Raw genomic sequence first — 23,617 nt, 5'->3', positions numbered from 1 at the left:
GGACTCCACCTGGCCCGGATGTCCTGATTTTTCGCACACAAAGCACATTCCCAGCGCCTGCAAACTGTTAAACTAGCACGATTAGGCCTTGCCCTCCCACTTCCATGATTCTTTTTCCGGCATGACAAACTATTTGTATCAACAGCAAAACTGGCAATCACAGCTCAGTGATTTAATTACCGATCCTCAAGAGTTGCTGAATCTTCTGCAACTGTCGCCTGAACAGTTACTCTCCGGCGCAATTCTGGCATCTGAACAGTTTAAATTACGTGTGCCGCGTGCATTCGTCGGAAAAATGAAAGTCGCCGATCCCTTTGATCCGCTGCTGTTACAGGTCTTGCCACATCATCTGGAACTGGAAGATCATCCTGAATTTGTCACCGATCCCTTAGGTGAAGAACAGGCCAATCAGCAACCGGGTGTCCTGCACAAATATAAGTCGCGTTTTTTACTGACCCTGACCGGGGCTTGTGCGGTACATTGCCGCTACTGTTTCCGCCGCCATTTTCCCTATCAGGACAACCTGCCTAAAAATGAAGATTGGCTAAACATCAAACAATATATTGAATCTCAGCCCGACATTAATGAAGTGATTTTAAGTGGCGGTGATCCATTAACGTTAACCAATCGACGTTTACAGAGCTGGATTGAACGTCTGGAATCGCTGCCGCAGATTAAATTTTTGAGAATTCATTCACGCGTTCCGATTGTAATCCCCAACCGTGTCGATGAAGCGCTGATTTCCATATTAAAAAACAGTAGGCTACGGATTATTCTGGTGGTACACTCAAATCATGCATCAGAATTGGATGACTTCACTTGCCGTACATTAAATACACTGGTGAAACATCAAATTACCGTCCTGAATCAGGCAGTTTTACTTCGTGGGGTGAATGATTCTGCTCAGGTTCTGGTCGATTTAAGTTATCGCCTGTTCGATGCTGGGGTGATGCCGTATTACTTGCATGTATTAGATAAAGTGAAAGGTGCACATCATTTCGATCTGATGCCACAGGACATCGATCTTATTTATAAAGAGGTTTTAGCGAACTTGCCGGGTTATCTGGTTCCTAAACTCGTTAGGGAAATTGCGGGCGAAAAGAATAAAACACCGCTTTTTGGGGTTTCAACTGCTTGAATTTGAGTTAAATAACAACGATGACTATGAATCATTCAGATATTTTTCAGGTTGCCACTGAGCTGAAATTGGAACAGCTCAGTTTTTGCCAGAATTCTGTCAAAAGTATTCAGGAGTGGGCAGCTGACTTATCCATTTTACAGCTTGGGGACTCGTCAAAAGCCTTGTTCAAAGCCTTACTGGAAATTTCTGAACTCAAATGTCAGGAAACCTTGCGCTTTGACCTGATTCAGGCCATTCACCCGACGCTGGAAAATGTCCTGACCAGCCTGGAAAAACACTTTTTTAACCAGGGTCTGATTAGCAGCGACCGCAATGAGCACATTATCGAGCTGGCGCTGTTGTTACGTAGTCATTTTGCCAAAGTCTATATTGAAATCGCGCGCCGCAGTCACCGCCAGCTGGCCCAGCAGAAGTTTTCCATTTTTGCCTTTAACCTGAAAAAGAACCTGCAGACTGCGCGGACTGTGGCCACCTATTATGCGCTGCAACAACTGACCTTATTGCTGTATCAGCAACAGATGCTATATAGCTCGCCATTTTCCGGGCAATGGCTCACTGCGCATCAACTGTTTAACTGCGCGCTGCAGCACAATTTTCTTCAGAACAATATTAACCATCTGCAAGGCACCCAGCATCAGCTGCAAAATATCAGTCAGGCATATGCGCAATTAATCCTGCTGGATATTTTCAATTCCCATCAGATTCGTCCGGCCGAAATTCAGGGGCTGTATCTCTGCAGTTTTGACTGGGTCAAGCTGATTCAGATTTTGCCCAAAGAAACCACCCTGTCACGCTATATTGTCGATACCAACAAAGACTATCCGCCAATTTATAACTCGCATCAATCGGGTGATTTTGAGCCGGGTATTTTTATTTCGACGCAGGCACTGCTGGATCATATTAGTGAAAATCAGGGCCGCAAGGCCGAACATTTCTCCCGCAATGAAAAGCTGTTTTTAACTCCGGCCCTGCATTTTCATATTCATACCCTGCTCACTCATAATCCTGAGCGTCGCCATGAACGTTATGAATATTCGGCCCGGGTCAAAATCTGTTTTGGCTTAAGCGTGGCGCACTTCTATTTGTCTAAAGGCAAGAATTTTCAGGAAACCCTGCAACTGGGTGAAAATTACCAGTTCCAGAGTGAAAGCCAGTTCATCAACCAGATGCACAGTCATGCCACTGCCGACATCAGCAAAATCCAGAGTCTGGACCGTGAAGCCAAACAGATTTACGGCGCGGAAGTGATGGATATCAGTGTGAATGGTTACCGGATTAAATGGGAAGGTGAAACGCCGAAACATCTTAAAACCGGTGAATTTATTCTGGTGCAGGAAAATCCGCAAAGTCCGTGGCGTGGCGGCGTGATTCGCTGGATTAAACAGTCGACTGACAAAACCCTGGAACTGGGCCTTGAAGTACTGGCGCAGGACATTATTCCATGTGCCGTCTATGTGAAATCTGACCGGCATAGCGGGCATTATCATCCTGCCCTGCTCATGCAGAGCTCACAGCTAAATGAAGTCAGCACTCATCTTATTTTACCGGGGATTCAATTATTAAGAGACAAGCAGACCGTACAGCTGCGTTTGGGGGATGAAGACATTAAAGTCTTTTTAATTAAACCGTTACTCATTACTCAAAGCTTTATGCGTTTTGACTTTGAACTGTTAAATGACCAGCAGCAAGCCACAGTCGATGCCTTTATTCACAAGCAGATGAATGACGTTAAGAATCAAGATTTATGGGAAGCGTTGAAGTGAGAAATCCTTTACTATCTAAAAAATTTAAACGTACCGAAACACGTTTACTCATTATCGATGATAACCAAATCCGTTTTAATCAGATTTGCGAACAGCTGAATGCACAGGAACATACCGTGCAGGCCACCCTGCTCGATGACCTGCAAAATTTTGAAAAACAGCTGAATTTAACCTGGGATGTGGTGATTTTTGGCCGCGCCTACGACTTGAAAATTGATCAGGCCCTGACCCTGATTCGCGCCTCAAAACAGCCGAATTTACCGCTGGTGTTATTGCAACCTGAAGACTATGATGCCACCCAATATAGCGCCCTCATCCGCAAAGGCATTTATGATCTGGTCAACCTGAACGATAGTGACAGTTTCTATCTGGGTCTGCTTCGTGCCCTCTCTTTCAGCCGTTTGCAGCAAACCCATGCCCAGCTCAAAGAAGAGCTGGAAAATGCCCAGACGCAGGCGCAGTCTCTGGTGGAAGACAGCAACAAGGCGGTGGCGATTATTCAGGAAGGCATTCATGTACAGGCCAATCAGGAATATTTACAGCTGTTTGGCTTTCAGAATGAAGATGAGATTATTGGTCTGCCTTTGCTTGACCTGTTGCAACCGGAAGATCTAGCCGATTTTAAACTGCGCTTTAAAAAAGTATCGCAAGGTCAGTTTGATTTAGGCCGTTTCAGCTACAGCTCTTTAAATAGTCATGTCGCCGCGCAAAATCCGCTACAGCTGGAATTTTTACCGGCCACTGATGAAGATGCCTTGCAGCTGACCATTGATATTCAGCAAGCTGCTACAGCACCAGCCAAGGCCAGCAATGAAAGCACAGCTGGTCAGCAGCCGACCCATCAGCTGATTAACCGCACCCTGAACAATCAGCCATCCAAAATTAATGCGCTGGTGGTATTTGCCCTGGCCTCCTGCCCTGAAAAAGTCTTGCAATCGGACTGGGTTACGCTGAAAAACTATTTCGGTAATATTAAAACCTTCCTGAAAGAACAGACCAATGTGCCTTTATTCAAGGTCAATTCATCGATCTATATTGGCTTGTTTCAGGCAGAATCAACCACCATTTTGCATTCCAAACTGATTGGTCTCAGCTCACTGAGTAAACCGCAGTTATTAAGCGTCAATGGGCAAAGTTATCCGCTGAATTTCCGTATGGGCTATGCGGTACTAGAAGGTGAAATTGCCGACAGCACCCAGTTTGAACAGCTGATGGAACGTGCCTTTGTAACCGCACTGCCTTATCAGCAAAAAGATGAGCAAAGCCTCGGACTGGATTTATCCATGACCGATCTGTCGCTGGAAATTGTCGAGCCAAAGGTTGCACCTGTGGTCGAAACCGCTGCTTCATCGCTATTAGGCGCCTTACGCCACAGCCTGGATCGTAATGAAATTCATCTGAAATACCAGCAACTGTATGACAAACAGGACAGCAATTTATATACCTATGAAGTCAGCAGCGGCTTTATTCATCAAGCAGAATGGAAAAGTCTGACCGGGCTGGTTGATCTGGCTGAAGATCCGGAACTCTCAATTAAACTGGATCGCTGGATTCTGGTCGAAGCCTGCAAACAGCTACACAACTTCATTACCCAATATCCGGAAGCCAAGCTGATTGTTAACCTGAACAAGCATGTGCTGTTACAAGACCGCGCGTTCCCGGAATTTGTGTCCAAACTGATTACCATTGTGGGCAGTCAGCAGGCTTATCCGTTAATTCTGCAATTCTCTGAAGAAGATGTGAGCCAGAACCTGATGGATGCCCAAAAGCAGATGCATTTGCTGCATCAGCACGGTGCGGAGATTTCTATCCGTGAATTTGGCCAGTCGATGTATAGCGAATCCATTCTTAAACAGCTGGATGTGCAATATGTGACCCTGCATCCATCGCTGACCAGCAAACTGATGCAAGATAGCGCGACTCAGGAGTTACAGGAACAGATTCAGCAGTTTAGCGAAATCAAGCCGGTGGAAGTGGTGCTACATGAACTAAACGATATGAACCTGTTTGCCAACGCCTGGAATGTGGATGCCCGTTATATTCAGGGTGATTACTTCCAGAAGAAACTGGATCATCTCATTGATGTACAAGACCAATAAGGTCTTGTACTTTTCGCCTGAAGTGCAGGCACAAAAAAACGGGCAAATGCCCGTTTTTTTCATTCTGGGTATTAACCACGTTTGATAGAACGTGACATACCAGCAAAACGTTGTTTGAACTTGTCGATACGACCGCCAGTGTCAACGTTCTTTTGCTTACCAGTGTAGAATGGGTGGCAAGCTGAACATACGTCTAGGTAAAGAGTGTCTTTACCAACAGCTGAACGAGTTTCGATCACGTTACCACATGAACAAGTAGCAACTAATTTTTCATATTTTGGGTGAATATCGGCGCGCATCGTCGATTACTCCATAAGATTAAAGAAGGTTTTGCTGTCGTCGCAATTGATCACTCTCAAGACTGAGGAAAAAAGCTGTTTATTCGAGATAAACCGCAGACCAACACCACAACAGACCATTCTTTTGGCCCACCGAGACGGATACCGTCAGAGCTAAGCACAACAAGTTGGGGCATATTATACGTGAATCTATGCCAATATGCGAATTATTCTTTGTCCTCAATTTCAGGCTGCTTCGACCAGTAATTGGCAATAATGCCGCAGACCATCAGCTGGATTTGATGGAAAATCATGATTGGCAGCACAATCATGCCCAAAGGCTGGCCAATAAACAGAATCTGCGCCATCGGTACACCACTGGCTAGGGTTTTTTTAGAGCCGCAGAAGAAAATCGCGATCTGGTCTTCACGTTTAAAGCCCAACCATTTCGGGATGTACAGCGCCAGCAGCATGATGATAGTCAGTAGTACCGAACAGGCCACAGTTAAAATCAGTAACGTTGTGCCACTGACTTCATTCCACAGTCCGGCCACCACGGCGCCACTAAAGGCGCCATAGACCACCATTAAAATGGTGCCCTGATCAAAGCCTTTAACCAGACTTGGGAACTTGACCAGAAATGGATAGACCCACGGCCGCAGCAATTGCCCCAGAATAAAAGGCACCAATAACAATAAGGTAATCTGAATAATGGATGAGGTCGGATCATAATCGTGCTGCGACTGGCCAAAAATAAACAGGCTGACCAGAACCGGGGTAATGAACATGCCGGCAATATTGGAAAAAGACGCGCTACAGACTGCACTGGCGACATTGCCGCGTGCAACCGAGGTAAAGGCAATAGAAGACTGCACTGTAGAGGGCAGGAAGCACATAAATAAAAAGCCCCAGTACAGCTCCTGTCCCAGCAACGGCAGTAATACGGGTTTGGCCATGAGACCTAAGACGGGAAATAACAAGAAGGTAAACGCAAACACCAGCGTATGCAGTTGCCAGTGCATGATGCCTTGTACCACCGCCTCTCTGGACAATTTTGCCCCATGTAAAAAAAACAGCACCGCAATAGCCGCCGTGGTAATAACGCCAAAGACTTCAGCCACCTGTCCAGAGACTGGCACGATACTGGCCAGTATCACCATCACAATTAACAATATGGTAAAGCGATCCAATGCAAGTAGTTTTAGCATGTCTACATCCTGTGATTTTATTTTTGCATCGACATAAAAAAGCCCAGTCAGCGGGTTTTACCTCACGGTAAAGTTCCATCTTACTGGGCCGGAACAATAAAGCTAGTCTGCTGGCTTAATGTTCACTATTTTGTGGCGCAATACTACTGCGCCAACTTAGTTATTGCGGGCATTGTCATCCTGCTGGATTAGTTCGATTTTATAACCGTCCGGATCTTCCACAAAGGCAATTACGGTCACGCCGCCTTTCATTGGACCCGCTTCACGCACCACATTGCCGCCGCGTGCCTTGATTTCTTCACAGGCTTTGTAGGCATCTTCCACTGCAATGGCAATATGACCATAGCCATTGCCCAGCTCATAGCTGTCTGTATCCCAATTATGGGTCAGTTCCAGCACGGTATGGTTGTCTTCATCACCATAGCCGACAAATGCCAGGGTAAAGCGGCCTTCTTCGTAGTCACGTTTACGGAGTAAAGTCATGCCAAGTACTTCAGTATAGAACTGCAATGACCGTTCTAAATTGCCTACACGTAACATGGTATGCAGCATGCGCATATTATTCGTCCTTTTGTTGAATTTGAGCGTGTTCATGAGCACGCAATAATTTTGCCACCCACACCACCAGAATCAGAATCGGAATTCCAAGCAGCGTGGTCATGAGGAAGAAACTCGGATAACCGATATTATTGACTATGGTACCTGAATATCCACCTAAAATTTTAGGAGTGAGGGTCATGAGCGAACTAAAGATCGCATATTGTACAGCGGTAAACGACACACTGGTTAAGCTGGACAGGAAGGCAATAAATGCCGCACCGGCCAGACCGGAGGCCAGATTATCAATAATAATTGCCAGATAGAGCCATAAGCTGCTATACGGTTTAATCACCTTACCGCGAACTTCTACCGCTGCATCAGCGTTGACATCTACCGGTGTCAGGGCCTGAATATCAATATCCAGCGCCGGATGTTGCTGTGCCAGCTGATAACCGCGGCTGGCACTGAGCGTACTGCCATCCAGCAATCGGGCCTGCACCTGAATCGTGCTATTTTGCGCTGTCTGTAACTGCTGGCCTTCAATCACACCACTAAACAGGCCACCCTCTTCCAGCTTGGCCGGATATTCCTTGCCATCCAGAACCAGACTCAGCGGCTGTTCAGGTTGTAGCTGTGCAGCATCAAGACCACTCAACTGACCACGAATCACCAGACTTTGCTCGGCTTCCTGTACAGAAATCCGGTCATCCGAGGTAATCGGTAATAACTGGATTTGGGCTGTGCCGGTCTGCTGCAAATACGGCATGCTTAATTGTGCCTGATCGGACTGATTGGCGTATTGTGCCTGTACCTGAATCTGATTGGCCTGAGCCAGCACGTTGCTCGGTACCTGTACGCTCCAGTAACCGGCTTCATCGGCCTGTACCTTATATTGCTGCGCCCCGACATTCACCTGCACATCACTCAGGCTTTGCCCGGATTTGACCAGTCCAATAAAAATCAGGTTGGTCGAGCTGGCCAGCACTGCGCCCAGAAACATTAGTTTCATGATATTCATTTTTTGGGCCAGCAAACCACCCAGGAAGCCACCCACCAACGAGAAAATCACCCCGTAGACTTTGACTGCTTCAGCAATCTGTTCTTTGCTGAAGTTCAGGTCCTGATAAAACACATTGGAAATGACCCCTGCAATAATATCCGAAACCCGATAAAACCCGATCAGCAGCAGTAACACCAAAGCCAGCTTTAAACCATAGCGCTTAAAGAAATCCGCGACCGGATGCACCCAGGTTTCAAAAGCCATCTGTTTATTGACTGCACCCAGTTTGACCAGCACAGTTCCGACCAGTAAAGCCACCGCACCCGAGCCAATAAAGCGAATCGCCTCCAGCGTAAACAGCAGGAAGGAATCCTGAATACTGAGCTGGTTTTTCAGCGCATCCAGCGCCTGACCGGAATAGATATAACTCAGCACAAAACTGATCACGGCAACAAAAAACACCACCACCAGTCGATAATAATCGCTGCGTTTATATTCTTTACGGACACGCTCCACCACCGGCTCACGAATCACTAGCGTGGTACACATCCCGATCAGCATCACCGCCGCCATCACCAGATAGGTGTATTTCCAGGCCTCATAAATATAGTTGCCTTTAGCCGTGCCCAGATACGCCGCCAGAAATAAAGCGCCCGCACCAGCTACAATCATCCCGATACGATAACCGGCGTTATAGGTGGAAGCCAATACAGTTTGCATCTGGGTTTCAGCCAGCTCAATACGATAGGCATCAATCACAATATCTTGCGTGGCCGCAGCAAAACCGAGCAGCACCGCACCCACCGCCATCTGGTAGAGATGCGTCTGCCCTAAGGCCGGATCTGAAAAGGCCATAATACAGATGGCGCATATAATCAGGACCTGGGCAATTAAAAGCCAGGCCCGGCGCCGGCCCAGTTTTTGGGTTAAATATGGCACTGGTAACTCATCAATTAATGGTGCCCAGACAAACTTAAATGAATAACCCAGCGCCGCCCAGCTAAAGAAAGTTACGGCATTACGGCTAATGCCGGCTTCACCTAACCATAACGATAAACTGGAAAAAATAAGAAGAATGGGAATACCGGCCGAGAAGCCAAGAAACAGCATGATCAGCGCACGCCGATCTAAAAAGGCGGTAAAGGCAGATTTCCATCCTGTAGATTGTGTTGTCATTACATTATTTTTGTCAAAAAACTGAATGTTGCTATTCAATCGTTTAATGGATTTGGTTTCAACCTGATTTATGCAAACGCCCTGTGATTTTCTGGAGAAATGCAGCGGCCTGGCTTGAAATTTTCTATTAAACCTGTATACCTTAAATCTCTATTGCAATAATTTCGTTTTGGATTTCACAGTGACGCAAAGACACGAGCACATGACCTCTTCTTTATCTGCTTCAATTACCGAACAACAAACATTAGTTTTACAACCAGAACAAACTCTTACCTCAGCCTTCGAACAAGCCGAAATTCAAACGACACTTAATAACACCCGCTTAAGCCCGGAACAGCTGACCCATATTCCGGATCTGGAAAAAATTCCGGCCTCCACCAAACGGATTAAACCTTTAAATAATTTTCTGGGTCAGGATCGCGCCCGCGCTTCAGTAGAAGCCGGCATTGCCTTGCCGTATTCGGGCTATAACATTTTTGCGGTCGGTACGGCAGGACTGGGTAAACGCACTATGATCCGGCGTTTACTGCAACAACATGCCAAAACCATGGCCACGCCAAATGACTGGGTGTATGTCAATAATTTTAAAAACCCGCGTCAGCCCATTGCCCTGCGACTGCCGGCCGGTCAGGCACCAAAATTCCAGACCCAGCTGCATCAGAGCTGGCAGACCATTTTAAAACAGCTGGAACGCCGTTTTAGCGCCGAAACCTATCACAACCGCATTGAACAGATTCGCCAGCAAACTGGCGATGAACAGCAACAGGCCCTCATTGAACTGACCAAAGAAGGTGAAACGCTGGATTTAAAACTGGTCTCGCGCAATGACGAGCACTGCTTTATTCCGGTGCAGTTTAAAGATGACCAGCTGCAGGAAATGACCCAGGAAGATGTCAATGCCTTAAGTAGCAAAGAGCGCGCCGAAATTGCCGCCAATATGCGCTATATGGATAAAAAACTGGAACGTCTGGGTCTGCATCTGGGCGATCTGGAAGATGATGCCCGCGATCGGGTTCAGGTCCTGAATCGTGACATTGCCAAACAGGTGGTGATGCCGCGGATTGATTTATTGCTGAATAAATTTTCAGAGGTTCAAGGGCTTGAAGACTATCTGAAATACTATGCCGAAGACATTATCAACAATGTTGAAATGGTGCTGGAACAGGAAGAAGATGACTTCACTCCGGCGGTGTTTAGCCGGGTGCCAGCACGTTATCAGGCCAATATTGTTGTTACGCATAAGCCGAATTCGGGTGCGCCGGTGATCTTTGAAGATTTCCCGACCCACTACAACCTGCTCGGTCATGTGGAACAGATGACCCAGAACGGCACCATCACCACTGACTTCACCTTAATCCGTTCCGGTGCCTTACATCGTGCCAATGGCGGTTTTTTAATTCTGGAAGCCGAACAGTTACTGGAACAGCCTTATGCCTGGCAAGGGCTGAAACGTGCCTTGAAATCGGGCCAGCTAAAACTGTCCTCACTGGAACATATGCTGACTTTAACCGGTAGTATTTCGATTGAGCCGGAATCAATTCCCCTGACTTTAAAGGTCATTCTGCTGGCCGAGCCGGAAATCTATTATGAAATTCTGGAAGTCGAACCGGAGCTGGGCAGCGTCTTTAAAATCCGTGCCGACTTCACCGATACATTACAACGTAATGACACCAATGAGCAGGCTTATATGCAGCTGATTGCTGATTATGTTCAGGCCGATAAACTACTGCCCTTTGACCGCTCTGCCCTGGCCGCGCTGTTAACCGACTCGAGTCGTCTGGCCGAGGACCAAAGCTCGCTGTCCTTACATGCCCTGACGCTGGGTGATCTGATTCGGGAATCACATCATCATGCGGTACAAGCCGACAAAAAGATGGTGTCAGAAGAACATATCAACATGGCGCTGGATCATCGTAAATATCGCTTAGGCTATTTGCGTGAACTGTACTGGCAGGACCTGTCGCGCGGCACCCAGCTGATTGAGACCAAAGGTCATCGTCTGGGTCAGATCAATGCCCTGTCCGTGATTCATTATGCCGATGTCGAGTTTGGCCTGCCTTCGCGCCTGACGGCATCGGTCTATCAGGGCGGCGGCGATATTCTGGATATTGAACGCAGTGTTGAATTGGGCGGCTCGCTGCATGCCAAAGGCGTGCTGTTAATGTCCAGCTTCCTGAAAGCCCATTTTGGCCGCGAACAGATTCTGCACTTCTCTGCCGCACTGGCCTTTGAACAGAGCTATGGTCAGGTCGATGGTGATAGCGCCACCGTTGCGGAACTGTCTGCCCTGATTTCAGCAATCAGCCAGTTACCGATTGATCAGTCCTGGGCCATTACCGGTTCCATGAACCAGCTGGGTCAGGTGCAACCTGTTGGCGGCGTCAATGCCAAAATTGAAGGCTTCTATGATGCCTGTAAATTACAAGGTTTAACCGGCAAGCAAGGCGTGATTATTCCGCGTCAAAACATGCAGCATCTCATGCTGCGTAAAGATGTGATTGAAGCGGTGCAAAAAGGCGAATTCCATATTCATGCCATTGATGTGATTGATCAGGCGCTAGAAATTCTGATGGCGCGTCCGGTCGGAAAACTGGACAAAAAAGGCCGTTATAGCAAAGGCTCGATTTATGACATGGTGATGGCGCAGCTTGAATACTGGCAAGCCATTGAAGATGGCGCAGAAATTGAAGAGGAAGAGCCAAAGAAAAAGAAAAAAGCCAAGAAAGAAAAAAAGGCCAAGAAAAAAGATCAGCCTGCTGAAGCAGCAATTGAGGCTATTCCGGTAGAAGATGCCCGTAACCAGACTGGCTCATAATGGCCGGTCTAAAAAAGCAAAAAAGCGCCGAAAGGCGCTTTTTTATACGACTGAATTAAGCTTCAGGCGCTGGGCTGTACTGTTCAACCAAAGGCTGTAACTCACCTTTTTGGAACATATCCAGCATAATATCGCTACCGCCAATTAACTCGCCATTGATCCACAATTGCGGGAAAGTTGGCCAGTTGGCAATTTTCGGCAAAGTTGCACGAATATCCTGGTTTTCAAGAATATTCACATAGGCAAATGGACGACCAATTTGACTGAGCGCTTCTACTGCACGAGCTGAGAAACCACATTGTGGGAATTGCGGTGTGCCTTTCATGTAAAGAAGAACTGCATGTTTAGCAATTTGGTCACGAATTAACGCTTCGGTATCGCGTGCTTGTTCAGTCATTGATAAATCCTCAACTAATCTGTTTTGCATTATACCGAAAACACAGCAAAACAGTATGCTTAAAGCAATATTTCCATTTTTATTTACATTTACACTTTCAATCGGGGGCAGATTTTGCTTATATAAGTTTTTTCCTTTCTTTCTTACAGATAAGAGTTAGTCATGAACAACGTTACCCTTGCCCCTGTGCAAACTGATCAACCGTCTCATTTGATGCCCGTCTTCGGCCGTCAGCCGATCAGCTTTGTCCGCGGCCGAGGCGCTTATCTGTACACTGAAGATGGCACCGAATATCTGGATGCCCTGACCGGTATTGCAGTCTGTGGTTTAGGTCATGCTCATCCGGAAATTGCTGCTGCCATCGCGGATCAGGCCGCGACCCTGATTCATACCAGCAACCTGTTTGAAGTGCCTTGGCAAACTGCCGCTGCACAAAAACTGGCAGAAGTCGCTGGTATGGAAGAAGTCTTCTTCTCTAACAGTGGTGCAGAATCGAATGAAGGTGCCATTAAAATTGCACGTAAATTTGGTTATTTACAAGGCATTGCCAATCCGAAAATTATTGTCGCCGATCAGTCGTTCCACGGCCGTACCCTGGCAACCCTATCTGCCACCGGCAATAAAAAAGTCCAGGAAGGTTTTGCACCGCTGGTAGAAGGTTTTATCCGTGTACCGTTTGGTGATGTTGAAGCCATTGAAGAAGCCGCCATTCAGTATCCGGACATCGTCGCGATTCTGGTTGAGCCAATTCAGGGCGAAGGCGGTGTTAATACCGCGCCTCAAGGCTTTAGCTACCTAGAAGATATCCGCCGCATCTGTAACCAGCACAACTGGCTGATGATGCTGGATGAAGTGCAAACTGGTAACGGCCGTACCGGTAAATATTTTGCCTATCAGCACACCAATATTGTGCCAGATGTCTTAACCACTGCCAAAGGCCTGGGCAATGGCTTCCCGATTGGTGCAGTGATGACCCAAGGTCGCGGTGTGGGTGTACTCACTGCCGGTAACCATGGTTCAACCTACAGTGGTACTGCCCTGGGGTCACGTGTGGTCTACACCGTGATTGATATTATCCAGAAAGAAAATCTGGTCGAGAATGCCGCAAAAATGGGTAGCTATATTGTTGAGCAGCTACGCAACCAGCTGGCTGACCAAAATGTCAGCGTGCGTGGTTTTGGCCTGATGATCGGGATTGAATTACCTAAAGCCTGCGCAGAACTGGTGGATATTGCCCGTGATGAATACAAACTGATTGTCAATGTGACCGCCGGCTCCGTGGTGCGTTTACTGCCAACCTTGAACATTAGCCAGGAACAGGCCGATCAGCTGGTTGAACGTCTGGTGAAAATGATCAAAACGTTCCTGGCTTAAGCCGCGTGTTGATCTCAACAGATCTCAATCTGCATAAAAAAGCCGCATGATGCGGCTTTTTTAATTTCTGAATTGTTATATTTTATGAGGCTTCCTGGTAAATTCTGCCGCCAGGTAACTGACAAAAATACTGTTTTAAAGCATCCAGACAACGATGCACTTTCATTGGCTGCTGCTCACGTTTTGGCGTAATCGCATACAATGTAAAGATCGGCAATTTCCATTCAGGTAATACTTCGACCAAAGAACCGTTAATTAAATCTTTTTGTACATCTAGATATAAAAGTCTCGCGATTCCGTGCCCTTGTAAACATAATGATTTGGCAATCAGAACATTATTTGTGGTGAGGCGAGAGCTCATGTCCAGTCCGACCACTTCACCCGTACTGGCGTGATGAAATGAAAAACTGGCATAATTTTTCATCAAATTTACTGGAATCAGGTCATGATTTTTTAAATCTTCAGGACGTGACACCGGTGTGGTCTGGTTCAGATAACTTGGTGATGCCACCAGAACCTGCTCAACGCGCGCCAGTGGCACTACATTCAGCTGACTATCTTCAATTTTTGAACTCATGCGCAAAGCAATATCAATCCGACCTTCAATCAGGTCAATAAACTGATTGTCCGCTTCGACATGTATGGCTAGGCCACGATGGGCTGACATCCAGTGCGACAATGCCGGAATGACATGATTCGCACCCAGTTCCGGGGTGGTTGCGATACGCAAATCACCTACCAGGTCATCGCGTAATTCATTAATGCGTATTTTACCACGCTCCGCAGCGGCGAGCATTTCCTGACAGCTGTGGAAAAAAGCTTGTCCAGCTTCAGTCAAACTCAGTTTTCGGGTGGAACGGTGTAACAGCGTTACTTCCATTTCATTTTCCAAAGAACGAATTTGCTGACTTACAGCACTTGTGGTGATACCGAGTTCACGCGCAGCGCCACTAAACGAGCTTTTTTCAACAACACAAGCAAATACACCCATTGCTCGAAGTTGATCTAACATAAATTTCCCTCTGAACTTATGAGATGCTCCTACCTTTAATAAAAGCAACTCATTGTATTATACGGTGAAATTTACGTTTTGCACTTAAAAAAATTAATTTATTGGTAAAACATTAGTCGGGTTGATCGGCTTGCCATCAAGGCGGACCTGGAATTCCAGCATGGTGCGGGTGGTGCCCGATGAGCCCATTTCGGCAACTTTCTGCCCTGCTGCTACATTTTGTCCACTATTCACGTTAAGTTTACTGTTATGTGCATAAGCCGTAATGTAGCCATTAATATGCTTAATTAACACCAGGTTACCGTATTCTTTCAGGCCATCTGCGGCATAAACCACCTGCCCGTCTGCAGCTGCAAAGACCGGATCACCGACATTGCCGCCATAGCGAATCCCTTTCACATTCGACGCTAAATTAAAGTTCTCAATTACTGCACCATTAGATGGTTTCACCCAGCGTAAAGAACCTACGGTAGAGCTCACTGTCGGCGCCGGAGTAGTGGTTCGTGGTGTGGTTGTGGTCGTCGTGGTTACCGGTGCAGTCGGTACTGGCGTAGTTTTTGGAATAGCAATGGTCTGACGCTGGATTGGTGCTGGCTGCGTTACCGGACGCGTCGTGGTGGTACGCGGTGCACTGCCACTTTTCAGACGAATCGACTGGCCCACATAAATCCGGTACGGCGCGGCAATATCGTTCATTTCCGCAATACTGAGATAACTTAAACCATAACGTGCTGCAATGCCGCTTAAAGTATCACCTGAGCGTACGGTATAGAAATTTGGCGCAGCCGCATAACGTGCAGAATTATGTACTTGAGGTTTAGACGCACAGCCACTGATGATGAGCGTAGAAATAACGGCTGTAGATACAAATAAAGTTTTCAACAATGTTGTCGGTGCTGCAAATAAACGACCGTGTGACACCAAAGGCATTAATCTTCCTCTCTACATCTTAAATGTAATTATTGAACTGCGCTAAGATTAACAAAAAAGCACCGAAAAAGAGTTTCAGACGGTACTTTTTCACAAAGTTATAACATTCTTTACAGGGCTGGACTCAAGCTGTCATGCAGATGCCCCAGAATATCGTAATTGGTCGCATCCATCTGAATTGGGGTGATGCTGACATAGCCATTGGCCACAGCAAAGAAATCCGACTGGATTTCACCCACATCTTTACGCGGGTCTGCAACGGCTTCTCCGGCCAGTCCAATCCAGTACACCTGGCGACCGCGCGGATCGACATGGCTGGTAATCGGTTTAGATTGACTGCGACGGCCCTGATAGGTAATTTTTGCGCCTTTTAATTCCGCCACATCTGGAATATTAATATTCAAAATGTGGCGTGGCGGCAAGGTTGGCAAGCCGTTGGCAATAAAATCATGCACCCACTGCGCGGCAACTGCATAATCGGCCGGATGCTGATAAGCTCGGACATTAGGGCCAGCCAGTGATACAGCTATAGCCGGCTGCGTCATTAAACGCCCTTCAAAAGCAGCACCAACGGTACCTGAATACAGTACATCATCACCCAGATTGGCGCCGCTGTTAATCCCGCTCACCACCAGATCAAATTCAAAATCAAACAGGCCATTCATAGATAAATAGACACAGTCTGCCGGAGTGCCATTCACCGCCCAGATATCTTCAGCAATCGGAATTGGACGTAAAGGACGATCTAAGGTCAAGGCACTGGAAAACCCGCTACGCTCACTTTCTGGCGCGACAATTACCACACGGCCCAAAGGTTTTAATGCGTGTGCAAGCGCCTGGATCCCTGGCGCAAAAACGCCATCATCATTGGCAATTAAGATATTCACAAATTTACTCTTCAAATTAAATAAATGACCGGTCAGCACATTTCATTGAAATATAATGAGAAGTATATATATTTAGTGTCGAACTTCCATCAATAAAAAGTGTGTATAACATGATTCGTCGCTTATCTGTACGTCGTTTACTGGGGCTTGGTTTTGCGGTAATTCTCTCTCAAGCGGTCAATGCTGAAGGCTTGACAGTAGAAGAAGCCAATACCATTGTGAAAGAAGACATTGCTGCCGCTCAGGTGATGGCTGAGGTTTGTCCGGCCATTATTGGCAAAAACGCCAAACTGGATAGCAATATTCAGGCTTTAATTGAAACTTACCTGGCAGACTTAAAAGGTCAGACTTTAAGCTACAGCGCACTGCAGGCTGATGCTGAATATAAGAATATTCTGATTGAAGCACGTGATGCTGCTAAAGAAACCACGGCAGATGAACAGAAAACTGTTTGTCAGGATGCTGCTGCAATCGAACTTTAGGTTTGTACTGACGCACCATCTTCACATCAAGAGTAATCAGCATAGGTTGATTGCTCTTTTTTATTGCATTTCTGATTTGGCTTTTTAATTTTGGTTGTGTGTCAGCCTGCTCAGATACACTTCTTTTCTTTTCATTCTGTCAAAAATCATTAAGCTTATGGGCATGTGGTATTTTTAAGTTTTAGGTCTATTTTTTTATGTACACTTCCCAATTAAAAACGAAATCTTTGCAACTTCTGGCTGGTATCGCCATTACTTTGGGTTTGGGGCAAACCGCACTGGCACAGAATGAAAATATTGAAGTCACACCACTTCAAAAAGTCACCCAGCAGGAACTGGCAGCCATTTATGTATTATCTGAAGTGTGCCCAGCGTTAATTCAGGACAAAGACCAGACTAAATTTAATCAGGGCTATGCCAAACTGGCCAAAGAATATATGCCGGCAGAAAAAGATCCGGTTGCAGCTTTACAAGCCCTAAGCAAGCAAAAAAGTTTTAAGCCGATGCTGGTTGAAGCACAGGCCGATGCCAAAAAAGCGGGAAGCCAGAAAAATAAGGCCATTTGCCAGGAATTGACCGCGTACAGCAAATAAAACTATTTGGTTACAATACTTTTTCCGATAAGCCGATTTCTCCCATAGAAGTCGACTTTGCTTTATCCTAAAATGCTAGGCTCTTCGTGCTTACATCAAGATATAGGAACCCACTAGAAATGTCCCAAAAAACTGCCCTTGCTGCATTATTATTAGTTCCTAGTTTTAGCTTTGCAGCAACTGTCCTATCTGCACCACCAGAATTGAATAATAAATCCTACGTGCTAATGGACTACGAGACAGGGCAACTTCTCGCTTCAAAAAATGAAAATGAAAAATTAGCCCCTGCTTCAATGACCAAGATGATGACCAGCTACATCATCGAACAAAAACTATTGAGCGGTGAACTCACTGAAGATGAACAAGTGCGCATGAACGAGTCAGCATGGTGTCGCGGCAGTAGCGCGGAATCATGTATGTATGTTCCGCTGAATGGCACTGCAACTGTACTTGAAATGCTGCGTGGAATTATTGTTCAGTCGGGTAATGATGCCTCTAAAGCCATGGCGGAACACATTGCCGGCAATGAAGGCACCTTCGCACACATGATGAACGAAGAAGCCAAAAAAATTGGCATGACCAATACCCAGTTTATTAACTCGACCGGTATGCCAGCAGACGGCCATTATTCAACAGCCAAAGATATGGCAACCTTGGCCCAGCACATCATTAAAGACAGTTCTAAATATTATCCGATTTATTCAGAAAAAGAATTTACCTTTAATGGCATCCGTCAAGGCAACCGTAATGCCCTGCTCTATACAGACCCAAGTGTTGATGGTTTAAAAACCGGTCATACCAATGAAGCCGGCTACTGTTTAACGACTTCTGCAAAACGTGGCCCAACGCGTCTGATTTCTGTGATTTTTGGTGCGCCAACCATGCAGGAACGTGCGACACAAACACGTGAATTGCTGGCTTGGGGTTATGCCAACTTTGAAACCAAAAATGTACAGCCTGCAAATCAGGTCCTGGCCAAATCTAAAGTCTGGTTTGGTCAGTCGGATGAAGTACAAATTGGTCTGGCTGAAAACTTTAATGTGACCATGCCTAAAGGCAAAGCCAATGAAATTAAAACGCAATTGGTGGTTCAGCCGAAATTGACTGCGCCGCTACAAAAAGGCCAGGTCATTGGTAAATATGTCGCAAGCTTAGATGGTAAAGTAATTGCTGAAAAACCACTGGTGGCTTTAAACGCAGTTGAAGAAGCTGGCTTCTTCTCGCGCCTCATTGACCATATCAAGCAGTTCTTTAGCAACCTGTTCTAAGTTTAAAGCACGACTTTAGACTTAAGTGAAGGCACTCATTCAGCGAATGGGTGCTTTTTCTTTTATACTATTGTCTTGATCATTCCACTTTTACGAGCAGATCACTATGAGTCAGAACATTCGTCCTTATTTAGATACCCATCCACAGATTGATGATTCCTGTTATATCGACCCGATGGGTGTGGTCATTGGTGATGTGGTATTAGGCGAAAATGTCTCGGTTTGGCCGTTTGCCGTAATTCGCGGGGATGTTAATTCTATTCGTATTGGTAAAAACTCCAATGTACAGGATCATGCCATGCTGCATGTCAGCCATAAAAATGCCGATAAACCGGATGGCTCACCGCTAATTATTGGTGAAGATGTTACCATTGGCCATCATGTGACCTTGCATGGCTGCACAATTGGTAACCGTGTTCTGGTCGGAATTAACACCATTATTCTGGATGATGTGATTGTTGAAGATGATGTGATGATTGGCGCGGGTTCTTTAGTACCACCACGCAAGCGTTTAGAAAGCGGTTATTTATATGTTGGCAGTCCGGTACAAAAAGTACGCCCGCTGACTGATAAAGAAAAAGCCTTTTTGCCCTATTCAGCGCAGAATTATGTAAAGGTTTCGGGGAATTATAAGTAAAATTGGATTTCGCATAAGAGGTTTTATGTTAAATACGCAATCGAAAGGCTCATAAATCACGACGTCAGATAGATACTTGTGTGCTAATTCTAAGCAGGTTTCTATGTGACAAAATAGTAAGCTATAGTTAGCTAAACCCAAAATTTTACGATAAAAAATAGCTCCTCAATGAAAAAAATAATCTTAGGAATTTACTTAACTTCATGGCTTTTAACAGCTTGTGAGCAGCAAAAAAATAAAGAGCCTGAGTTTAAACCTCCTATGGGACCTTATGGGCAGCCTTATCAAGTAGGGAACTTGGGAGGAAAAGCAGTGCTTTTAGGGGAAGAAGCATTTTTTCTTGAATATGAAGACTCACCGGTATTAGTAAGGGAGCATCGTTATAAAGGGTATAAGGCCCCTCCACATGATTTTAATTCAGTAATCACTTCATTTGGAATGGAAATGGAATATACCACAGGTATTGCATTGGTGAGGTATCAAGGTGCTCCACAGGAATCTTATAGGCGATATAAGGCAGAAATCGACTCGCCTGATAATCAATGGGTTAACCTGATTGTTAATTCTGGAATCCGTTATAAACCAGACCTAACAGTTGCATTTGTTAATTCCACTTTAGGGAATAAAATTCGAAGTAAAAAGCATATGGAGTATGTTCATTATATTAATATTTTTATTCCTGCACATAAACAAAAATTTGGTTTGGAAAAATATATTCCACATCCTGAATGGATTAAATTTTATGGTCTGTATGATACGAAAGATCAGTATGTACAAAAAGATAGTACAGGAAAGGTGATTACTTTAATTAGATGTACCAATTCTGTAGTTAAGGAGCGGTCTGCTCCAAGATGTAATATGCGCTGGAATCTAGAGCCTTTTATGAAAGTTCAAATGGAAGCGTATTTTCAACGAGTTCATTTAAAAGATTGGCAATTAATTAGAAAAAATTCAGAGAAACTCGTTAAGAGTTTTGCAGTAGATCCAATAACTTTAAAACGTATAACAGAATGAACAGAGAGCCATTTGGTGAGGATATAGACACTTTAAATGGGTTCTAACAGCTTGTGTTATTCCCAAGTAGAAATGTCCTACCTAATAACCAAATAGAAATGTCCTATACAGACATTTCCAAGTCAAGCACAGGATTCAGATTTCGTGAGAGCGTTCAAAATTCTGTGTCAGCCGAATTGGCTAGAGTTTAATTATATCATCGAGCCTGCCTTCAAAGTAAATCGATAACTGTGTGATGGTTTGCCCCCAGTTTGTCACCGGCATTGTCCATTTTTCAGAAGCCTGTTGAATGCCAATATACAGCAATTTCAGCAGGCTATTTTCATTCGGGAAAGCCCCCTTGGTTTTGGTCAGTTTTCTGAATTGGCGATGTACTGCTTCAACCGCATTGGTGGTATAAATTGGCTTCCTAACCGCTTTCGGATATTTGAAATAGGCACTGAGTAAATGCCATTTTTCACGCCATGAACGAATGACTTTCTCGTATTTATCCCCCATTTGGCTTCCAGCTCATCTAGCGCCATTTCAGCTGCCTGCTTGGTATCTGCTCGGTAAACAGGCTTCAGATCAGCCATAAAGGCTTTTTGATCCTTACTGGCCACATAACGCAAGCTATTGCGGATTTGGTGAATAATACATAACTGCACTTCTGTCTGCGGAAATATCGCAGCAACTGCTTCAGGGAAGCCTTTAAGCCCATCAACGCAGGCGATCAGAATGTCTTGTATGCCACGGTTCTGCAAATCTGTGAGTACGCTGAGCCAATAATTAGCACCTTCACTTTCTGATAGGTAAAGACCCAGCAGTTCTTTATGGCCTTCGGTATTTAATCCCAGCACGGTATAAACGGCTTTGTTGACATAACGGCCTTCATCCTTGATCTTGTAATGGATGGCATCGAGCCACACAAAGGGATATACGGCATCAAGCGGCCTCTGTTGCCAGGCACGTAATTCGGGGATTAGCTTGTCTGTAATATTGGTAATGGCACCCTCGGAAATATCCAGTGCATACATATCGGCAATATGTTTTTGAATATCACGGTAGCTCATGCCGAGCGCAAACAGTGAGATGACTTTACTGTCGATCTCTTCAGAGAGTTTGGTTTGATTTTTCTTGACGAGTTGAGGCTCAAAATCACCAGTGCGATCACGAGGTGTTTCCAGTTCAAATGAACCGGAGGATGATTTTACGGTCTTGCGAGAGTAACCATTCCTGCGATTGGATGGTTTAGGATTTTCTTCCAGATAGTTTTCAATTTCAGCATTTAAAGCCGCTTCTGTCAGCTGTTTGATTAGTGGTGTCAGGATACCGTTTTCACCAGTGAGGGGTTGTCCTGATTGTAATTGTTTTAAAGCTGCTTCGAAATCAAAGTTGTTTGCCATGATGTGTCATTTCCTGTTTGATTCAGTTTATTGAAATGACACAGATTTTTGAACACTACCGATTTCGTTGTTGAATTGCTGTTTTCTGTGCTCGTCTACGTGGCATAGATTGAGAACGACTTCGTTTGTTTTGCTGTTCTAGTTCTTCATGCTGTTGCTGGATATGGGCCAAGACTGAACTCAAACGTTTATTCTCAACAATCTCTCGCTGGTTCAGCTGACTTAATTTATCGAAGATGCTGTAATTGATTTTTCTTCCCTGATATTCAATGGCGACCGTACCGTCTGGGTATTCTAGAAATTCAATATATTTACCCATGAGACTCTGGTTTTCTTCTTTATTTTCCAGCAGATAGACGCATTTATCATAAGTAATCGTCAAGCTATTCGTGACTCTGCGAGGTTCACGCCAAGTAAAAATATCATCTAACTCTTCGGCTGTTTCCATGATAGGCCGATGTAGATTCTTAGGATTAAAAGCCATCTTGGCGAACTTCTGATTGAACTGCTCAATGAAGCAGGGTAGCCAGACATTAGCTTGCTCAATCGAACAGATGCCTTTCAGGCGCATCTCCTTGATCAGACGGTCCTGAAGGGTTCTGTTGGCCCGTTCCACACGGCCTTTGGCCTGCGGTGAATTAGCGAAGATGATATCGATATTCAGGGTGCTGAGTACACGTCCAAACTGGGTAATCTTGGTGTCTTTCTTGCTGCTTTGATTCACTCTAAAGACTGAATGTTTGTCGCTGTAAAACGCTAAAGGCTTACCGTGCTGTTCGACATATAAGCGTGTTGAAATCATATAGTCAAAGGTTGATTCTGACTCACAGAAGCGTAAATGCTGCAATTTTCCTGTAGCATCATCGATAAACACCAGCAGACAGCATTTAGGGGCTCGACCTTCAAACCAGTCATGGTGTGAGCCATCAATTTGAATCAGTTCACCATAACAGTCCCGGTTATAACGAGGCTGATACGGGCGTTTCAGATGCTTGGATCGAGGAATCCATAAATCGGCTGCAATCATCCAAGAACGTAGTGTTTCCACCGAAATGTCGAATCCATGAATGGTAGTGAGCTTTTCATGCGCTAAAGTGGGTCCGAAACCATGCAGTTGATCCGAAACAATATTAAGGCACTTGAGTCTGAGTTCTTCAGGAAGCCTGGAGTTGCTGATTTGACCACGACCGGCATGGGCTAATGCAACTGGGCCTTGAGCTTTGTATTTCTGCAGTAAGCGTCTGATCTGACGCTCTGAAATATGAAGTAACTGAGCAGCCTGGGACTGGGTTATGCGTTGATCACAGATTTCCTGCAAGACCGACAATCGTTTAAGTTCTTTATCCGACATAGACACCAACATATCAAACCGTCCGCTAAGAAAATTGCAAAAGTGCATATTCTAAAAGCGGACATTTTTACTTTGGAGAAACCGGACATTTCTATTTTGGAGTTACAGCTTGGCTTCGTATAACAGCCATTATGTTAAATAGGAGTAGAATTCTAGTTGGTAAGTATCTAGAATAAAATATATAAATATAAAAGGTTTAAATATGAGAAGCCTCTTAGCATTAGTGGTAATAAGTACCCTAAGCTTGCCGATATGTGCAAAAAACTT

General features: G+C 45.2%; 19 protein-coding genes and 1 pseudogene. 10 read left to right on the top strand and 10 right to left on the bottom strand.

The window, feature by feature from the left end; genetic code table 11:
• Nucleotides 1-121: 121 nt before the first annotated feature.
• Genes epmB through ACVLR6_RS05180 form a run of 3 tightly spaced genes read left to right on the top strand, consistent with a single transcriptional unit; the run spans nucleotide 122 to nucleotide 5,003 of the window.
• On the top strand, nucleotides 122-1,138 hold the full coding sequence (gene epmB / locus ACVLR6_RS05190; protein WP_104471883.1) for an EF-P beta-lysylation protein EpmB: 1,017 nt from the start codon (nucleotides 122-124) through the stop codon (nucleotides 1,136-1,138).
• Between the two features lie 20 nt (nucleotides 1,139-1,158).
• Entirely contained in the window at nucleotides 1,159-2,904 is a 1,746-nt protein-coding gene (locus ACVLR6_RS05185) for a GTPase (protein ID WP_171503190.1), read from the top strand.
• Entirely contained in the window at nucleotides 2,886-5,003 is a 2,118-nt protein-coding gene (locus ACVLR6_RS05180) for an EAL domain-containing protein (RefSeq protein ID WP_168381852.1), read from the top strand. The genes ACVLR6_RS05185 and ACVLR6_RS05180 overlap by 19 nt, the downstream gene beginning before the upstream one ends.
• A 71-nt stretch (nucleotides 5,004-5,074) precedes the next feature.
• Here ACVLR6_RS05180 and rpmE read toward each other — a convergent pair whose 3' ends face one another.
• The 4 genes from rpmE to ACVLR6_RS05160 all read right to left on the bottom strand — a co-directional run bounded on the left by rpmE (nucleotide 5,075) and on the right by ACVLR6_RS05160 (nucleotide 9,205).
• On the bottom strand, nucleotides 5,075-5,302 hold the full coding sequence (gene rpmE / locus ACVLR6_RS05175) for a 50S ribosomal protein L31 (RefSeq protein ID WP_005176824.1): 228 nt from the start codon (nucleotides 5,300-5,302) through the stop codon (nucleotides 5,075-5,077).
• A gap of 206 nt (nucleotides 5,303-5,508) precedes the next feature.
• Complete coding sequence (locus tag ACVLR6_RS05170) at nucleotides 5,509-6,489, bottom strand: bile acid:sodium symporter family protein (protein ID WP_104488747.1); 981 nt, start codon at nucleotides 6,487-6,489, stop codon at nucleotides 5,509-5,511.
• A 156-nt stretch (nucleotides 6,490-6,645) separates the two neighbouring features.
• Nucleotides 6,646-7,047 (bottom strand): lactoylglutathione lyase, encoded by a 402-nt coding sequence (gene gloA / locus ACVLR6_RS05165; RefSeq protein ID WP_005176820.1) that lies wholly within the window; start codon nucleotides 7,045-7,047, stop codon nucleotides 6,646-6,648.
• A gap of 1 nt (nucleotide 7,048) precedes the next feature.
• On the bottom strand, nucleotides 7,049-9,205 hold the full coding sequence (locus ACVLR6_RS05160; RefSeq protein ID WP_168397357.1) for an AmpG family muropeptide MFS transporter: 2,157 nt from the start codon (nucleotides 9,203-9,205) through the stop codon (nucleotides 7,049-7,051).
• A 202-nt stretch (nucleotides 9,206-9,407) separates the two neighbouring features.
• Here ACVLR6_RS05160 and ACVLR6_RS05155 point away from each other — a divergent pair, with 202 nt between their 5' ends.
• Entirely contained in the window at nucleotides 9,408-12,020 is a 2,613-nt protein-coding gene (locus ACVLR6_RS05155; RefSeq protein WP_171526934.1) for a Lon protease family protein, read from the top strand.
• Between the two features lie 55 nt (nucleotides 12,021-12,075).
• Here the strand turns inward: ACVLR6_RS05155 and grxD are convergent, their stop codons facing one another.
• Nucleotides 12,076-12,417, bottom strand: a complete 342-nt coding sequence (grxD, locus tag ACVLR6_RS05150) for a Grx4 family monothiol glutaredoxin (RefSeq protein WP_005176812.1) — start codon at nucleotides 12,415-12,417, stop codon at nucleotides 12,076-12,078.
• 162 nt (nucleotides 12,418-12,579) lie between these two features.
• Here grxD and ACVLR6_RS05145 point away from each other — a divergent pair, with 162 nt between their 5' ends.
• Nucleotides 12,580-13,791 (top strand): aspartate aminotransferase family protein, encoded by a 1,212-nt coding sequence (locus ACVLR6_RS05145; protein WP_005176809.1) that lies wholly within the window; start codon nucleotides 12,580-12,582, stop codon nucleotides 13,789-13,791.
• 82 nt (nucleotides 13,792-13,873) lie between these two features.
• On the opposite strand, the gene ACVLR6_RS05140 is transcribed toward ACVLR6_RS05145, so the two are convergent.
• The 3 genes from ACVLR6_RS05140 to surE form a co-directional block, all read right to left on the bottom strand.
• Nucleotides 13,874-14,803, bottom strand: coding sequence for a LysR family transcriptional regulator (locus ACVLR6_RS05140; RefSeq protein WP_455995968.1), 930 nt, complete (start codon nucleotides 14,801-14,803; stop codon nucleotides 13,874-13,876).
• A 93-nt stretch (nucleotides 14,804-14,896) separates the two neighbouring features.
• Complete coding sequence (locus ACVLR6_RS05135) at nucleotides 14,897-15,733, bottom strand: peptidoglycan DD-metalloendopeptidase family protein (RefSeq protein ID WP_455995966.1); 837 nt, start codon at nucleotides 15,731-15,733, stop codon at nucleotides 14,897-14,899.
• 110 nt (nucleotides 15,734-15,843) lie between these two features.
• On the bottom strand, nucleotides 15,844-16,620 hold the full coding sequence (surE, locus tag ACVLR6_RS05130; RefSeq protein WP_075174788.1) for a 5'/3'-nucleotidase SurE: 777 nt from the start codon (nucleotides 16,618-16,620) through the stop codon (nucleotides 15,844-15,846).
• A gap of 110 nt (nucleotides 16,621-16,730) precedes the next feature.
• Between surE and ACVLR6_RS05125 the strand changes: the two genes are divergently transcribed.
• The 5 genes from ACVLR6_RS05125 (at nucleotide 16,731) to ACVLR6_RS05105 (ending at nucleotide 20,614) form a co-directional block, all read left to right on the top strand.
• A complete protein-coding gene (locus ACVLR6_RS05125) occupies nucleotides 16,731-17,102 on the top strand; it encodes an MCR_0457 family protein (protein ID WP_005176804.1) in 372 nt (123 codons plus the stop codon).
• Between the two features lie 197 nt (nucleotides 17,103-17,299).
• On the top strand, nucleotides 17,300-17,695 hold the full coding sequence (locus tag ACVLR6_RS05120; protein ID WP_016658407.1) for an MCR_0457 family protein: 396 nt from the start codon (nucleotides 17,300-17,302) through the stop codon (nucleotides 17,693-17,695).
• A gap of 119 nt (nucleotides 17,696-17,814) precedes the next feature.
• On the top strand, nucleotides 17,815-18,963 hold the full coding sequence (gene dacC / locus ACVLR6_RS05115) for a D-alanyl-D-alanine carboxypeptidase PBP5/6 (protein WP_168383965.1): 1,149 nt from the start codon (nucleotides 17,815-17,817) through the stop codon (nucleotides 18,961-18,963).
• Nucleotides 18,964-19,069: 106 nt separating this feature from the next.
• Nucleotides 19,070-19,600, top strand: coding sequence for a gamma carbonic anhydrase family protein (locus tag ACVLR6_RS05110; RefSeq protein WP_104487441.1), 531 nt, complete (start codon nucleotides 19,070-19,072; stop codon nucleotides 19,598-19,600).
• 168 nt (nucleotides 19,601-19,768) lie between these two features.
• Nucleotides 19,769-20,614: a hypothetical protein gene (locus ACVLR6_RS05105; protein ID WP_168397355.1), complete on the top strand. Its 846-nt coding sequence runs from the start codon at nucleotides 19,769-19,771 to the stop codon at nucleotides 20,612-20,614.
• A 180-nt stretch (nucleotides 20,615-20,794) separates the two neighbouring features.
• Here ACVLR6_RS05105 and ACVLR6_RS05100 read toward each other — a convergent pair.
• A pseudogene (locus tag ACVLR6_RS05100) lies at nucleotides 20,795-21,999 on the bottom strand (IS256 family transposase).
• 55 nt (nucleotides 22,000-22,054) lie between these two features.
• A complete protein-coding gene (locus ACVLR6_RS05095) occupies nucleotides 22,055-23,350 on the bottom strand; it encodes an ISNCY family transposase (RefSeq protein WP_455995963.1) in 1,296 nt (431 codons plus the stop codon).
• Nucleotides 23,351-23,617 lie beyond the last annotated feature (267 nt).

The sequence above is a fragment of the Acinetobacter sp. T63 genome, from assembly GCF_053852345.1.
The sequence above is the reverse complement of the archived record's forward strand: the minus strand, read 5'-3'. Positions and strand labels throughout refer to the sequence as shown.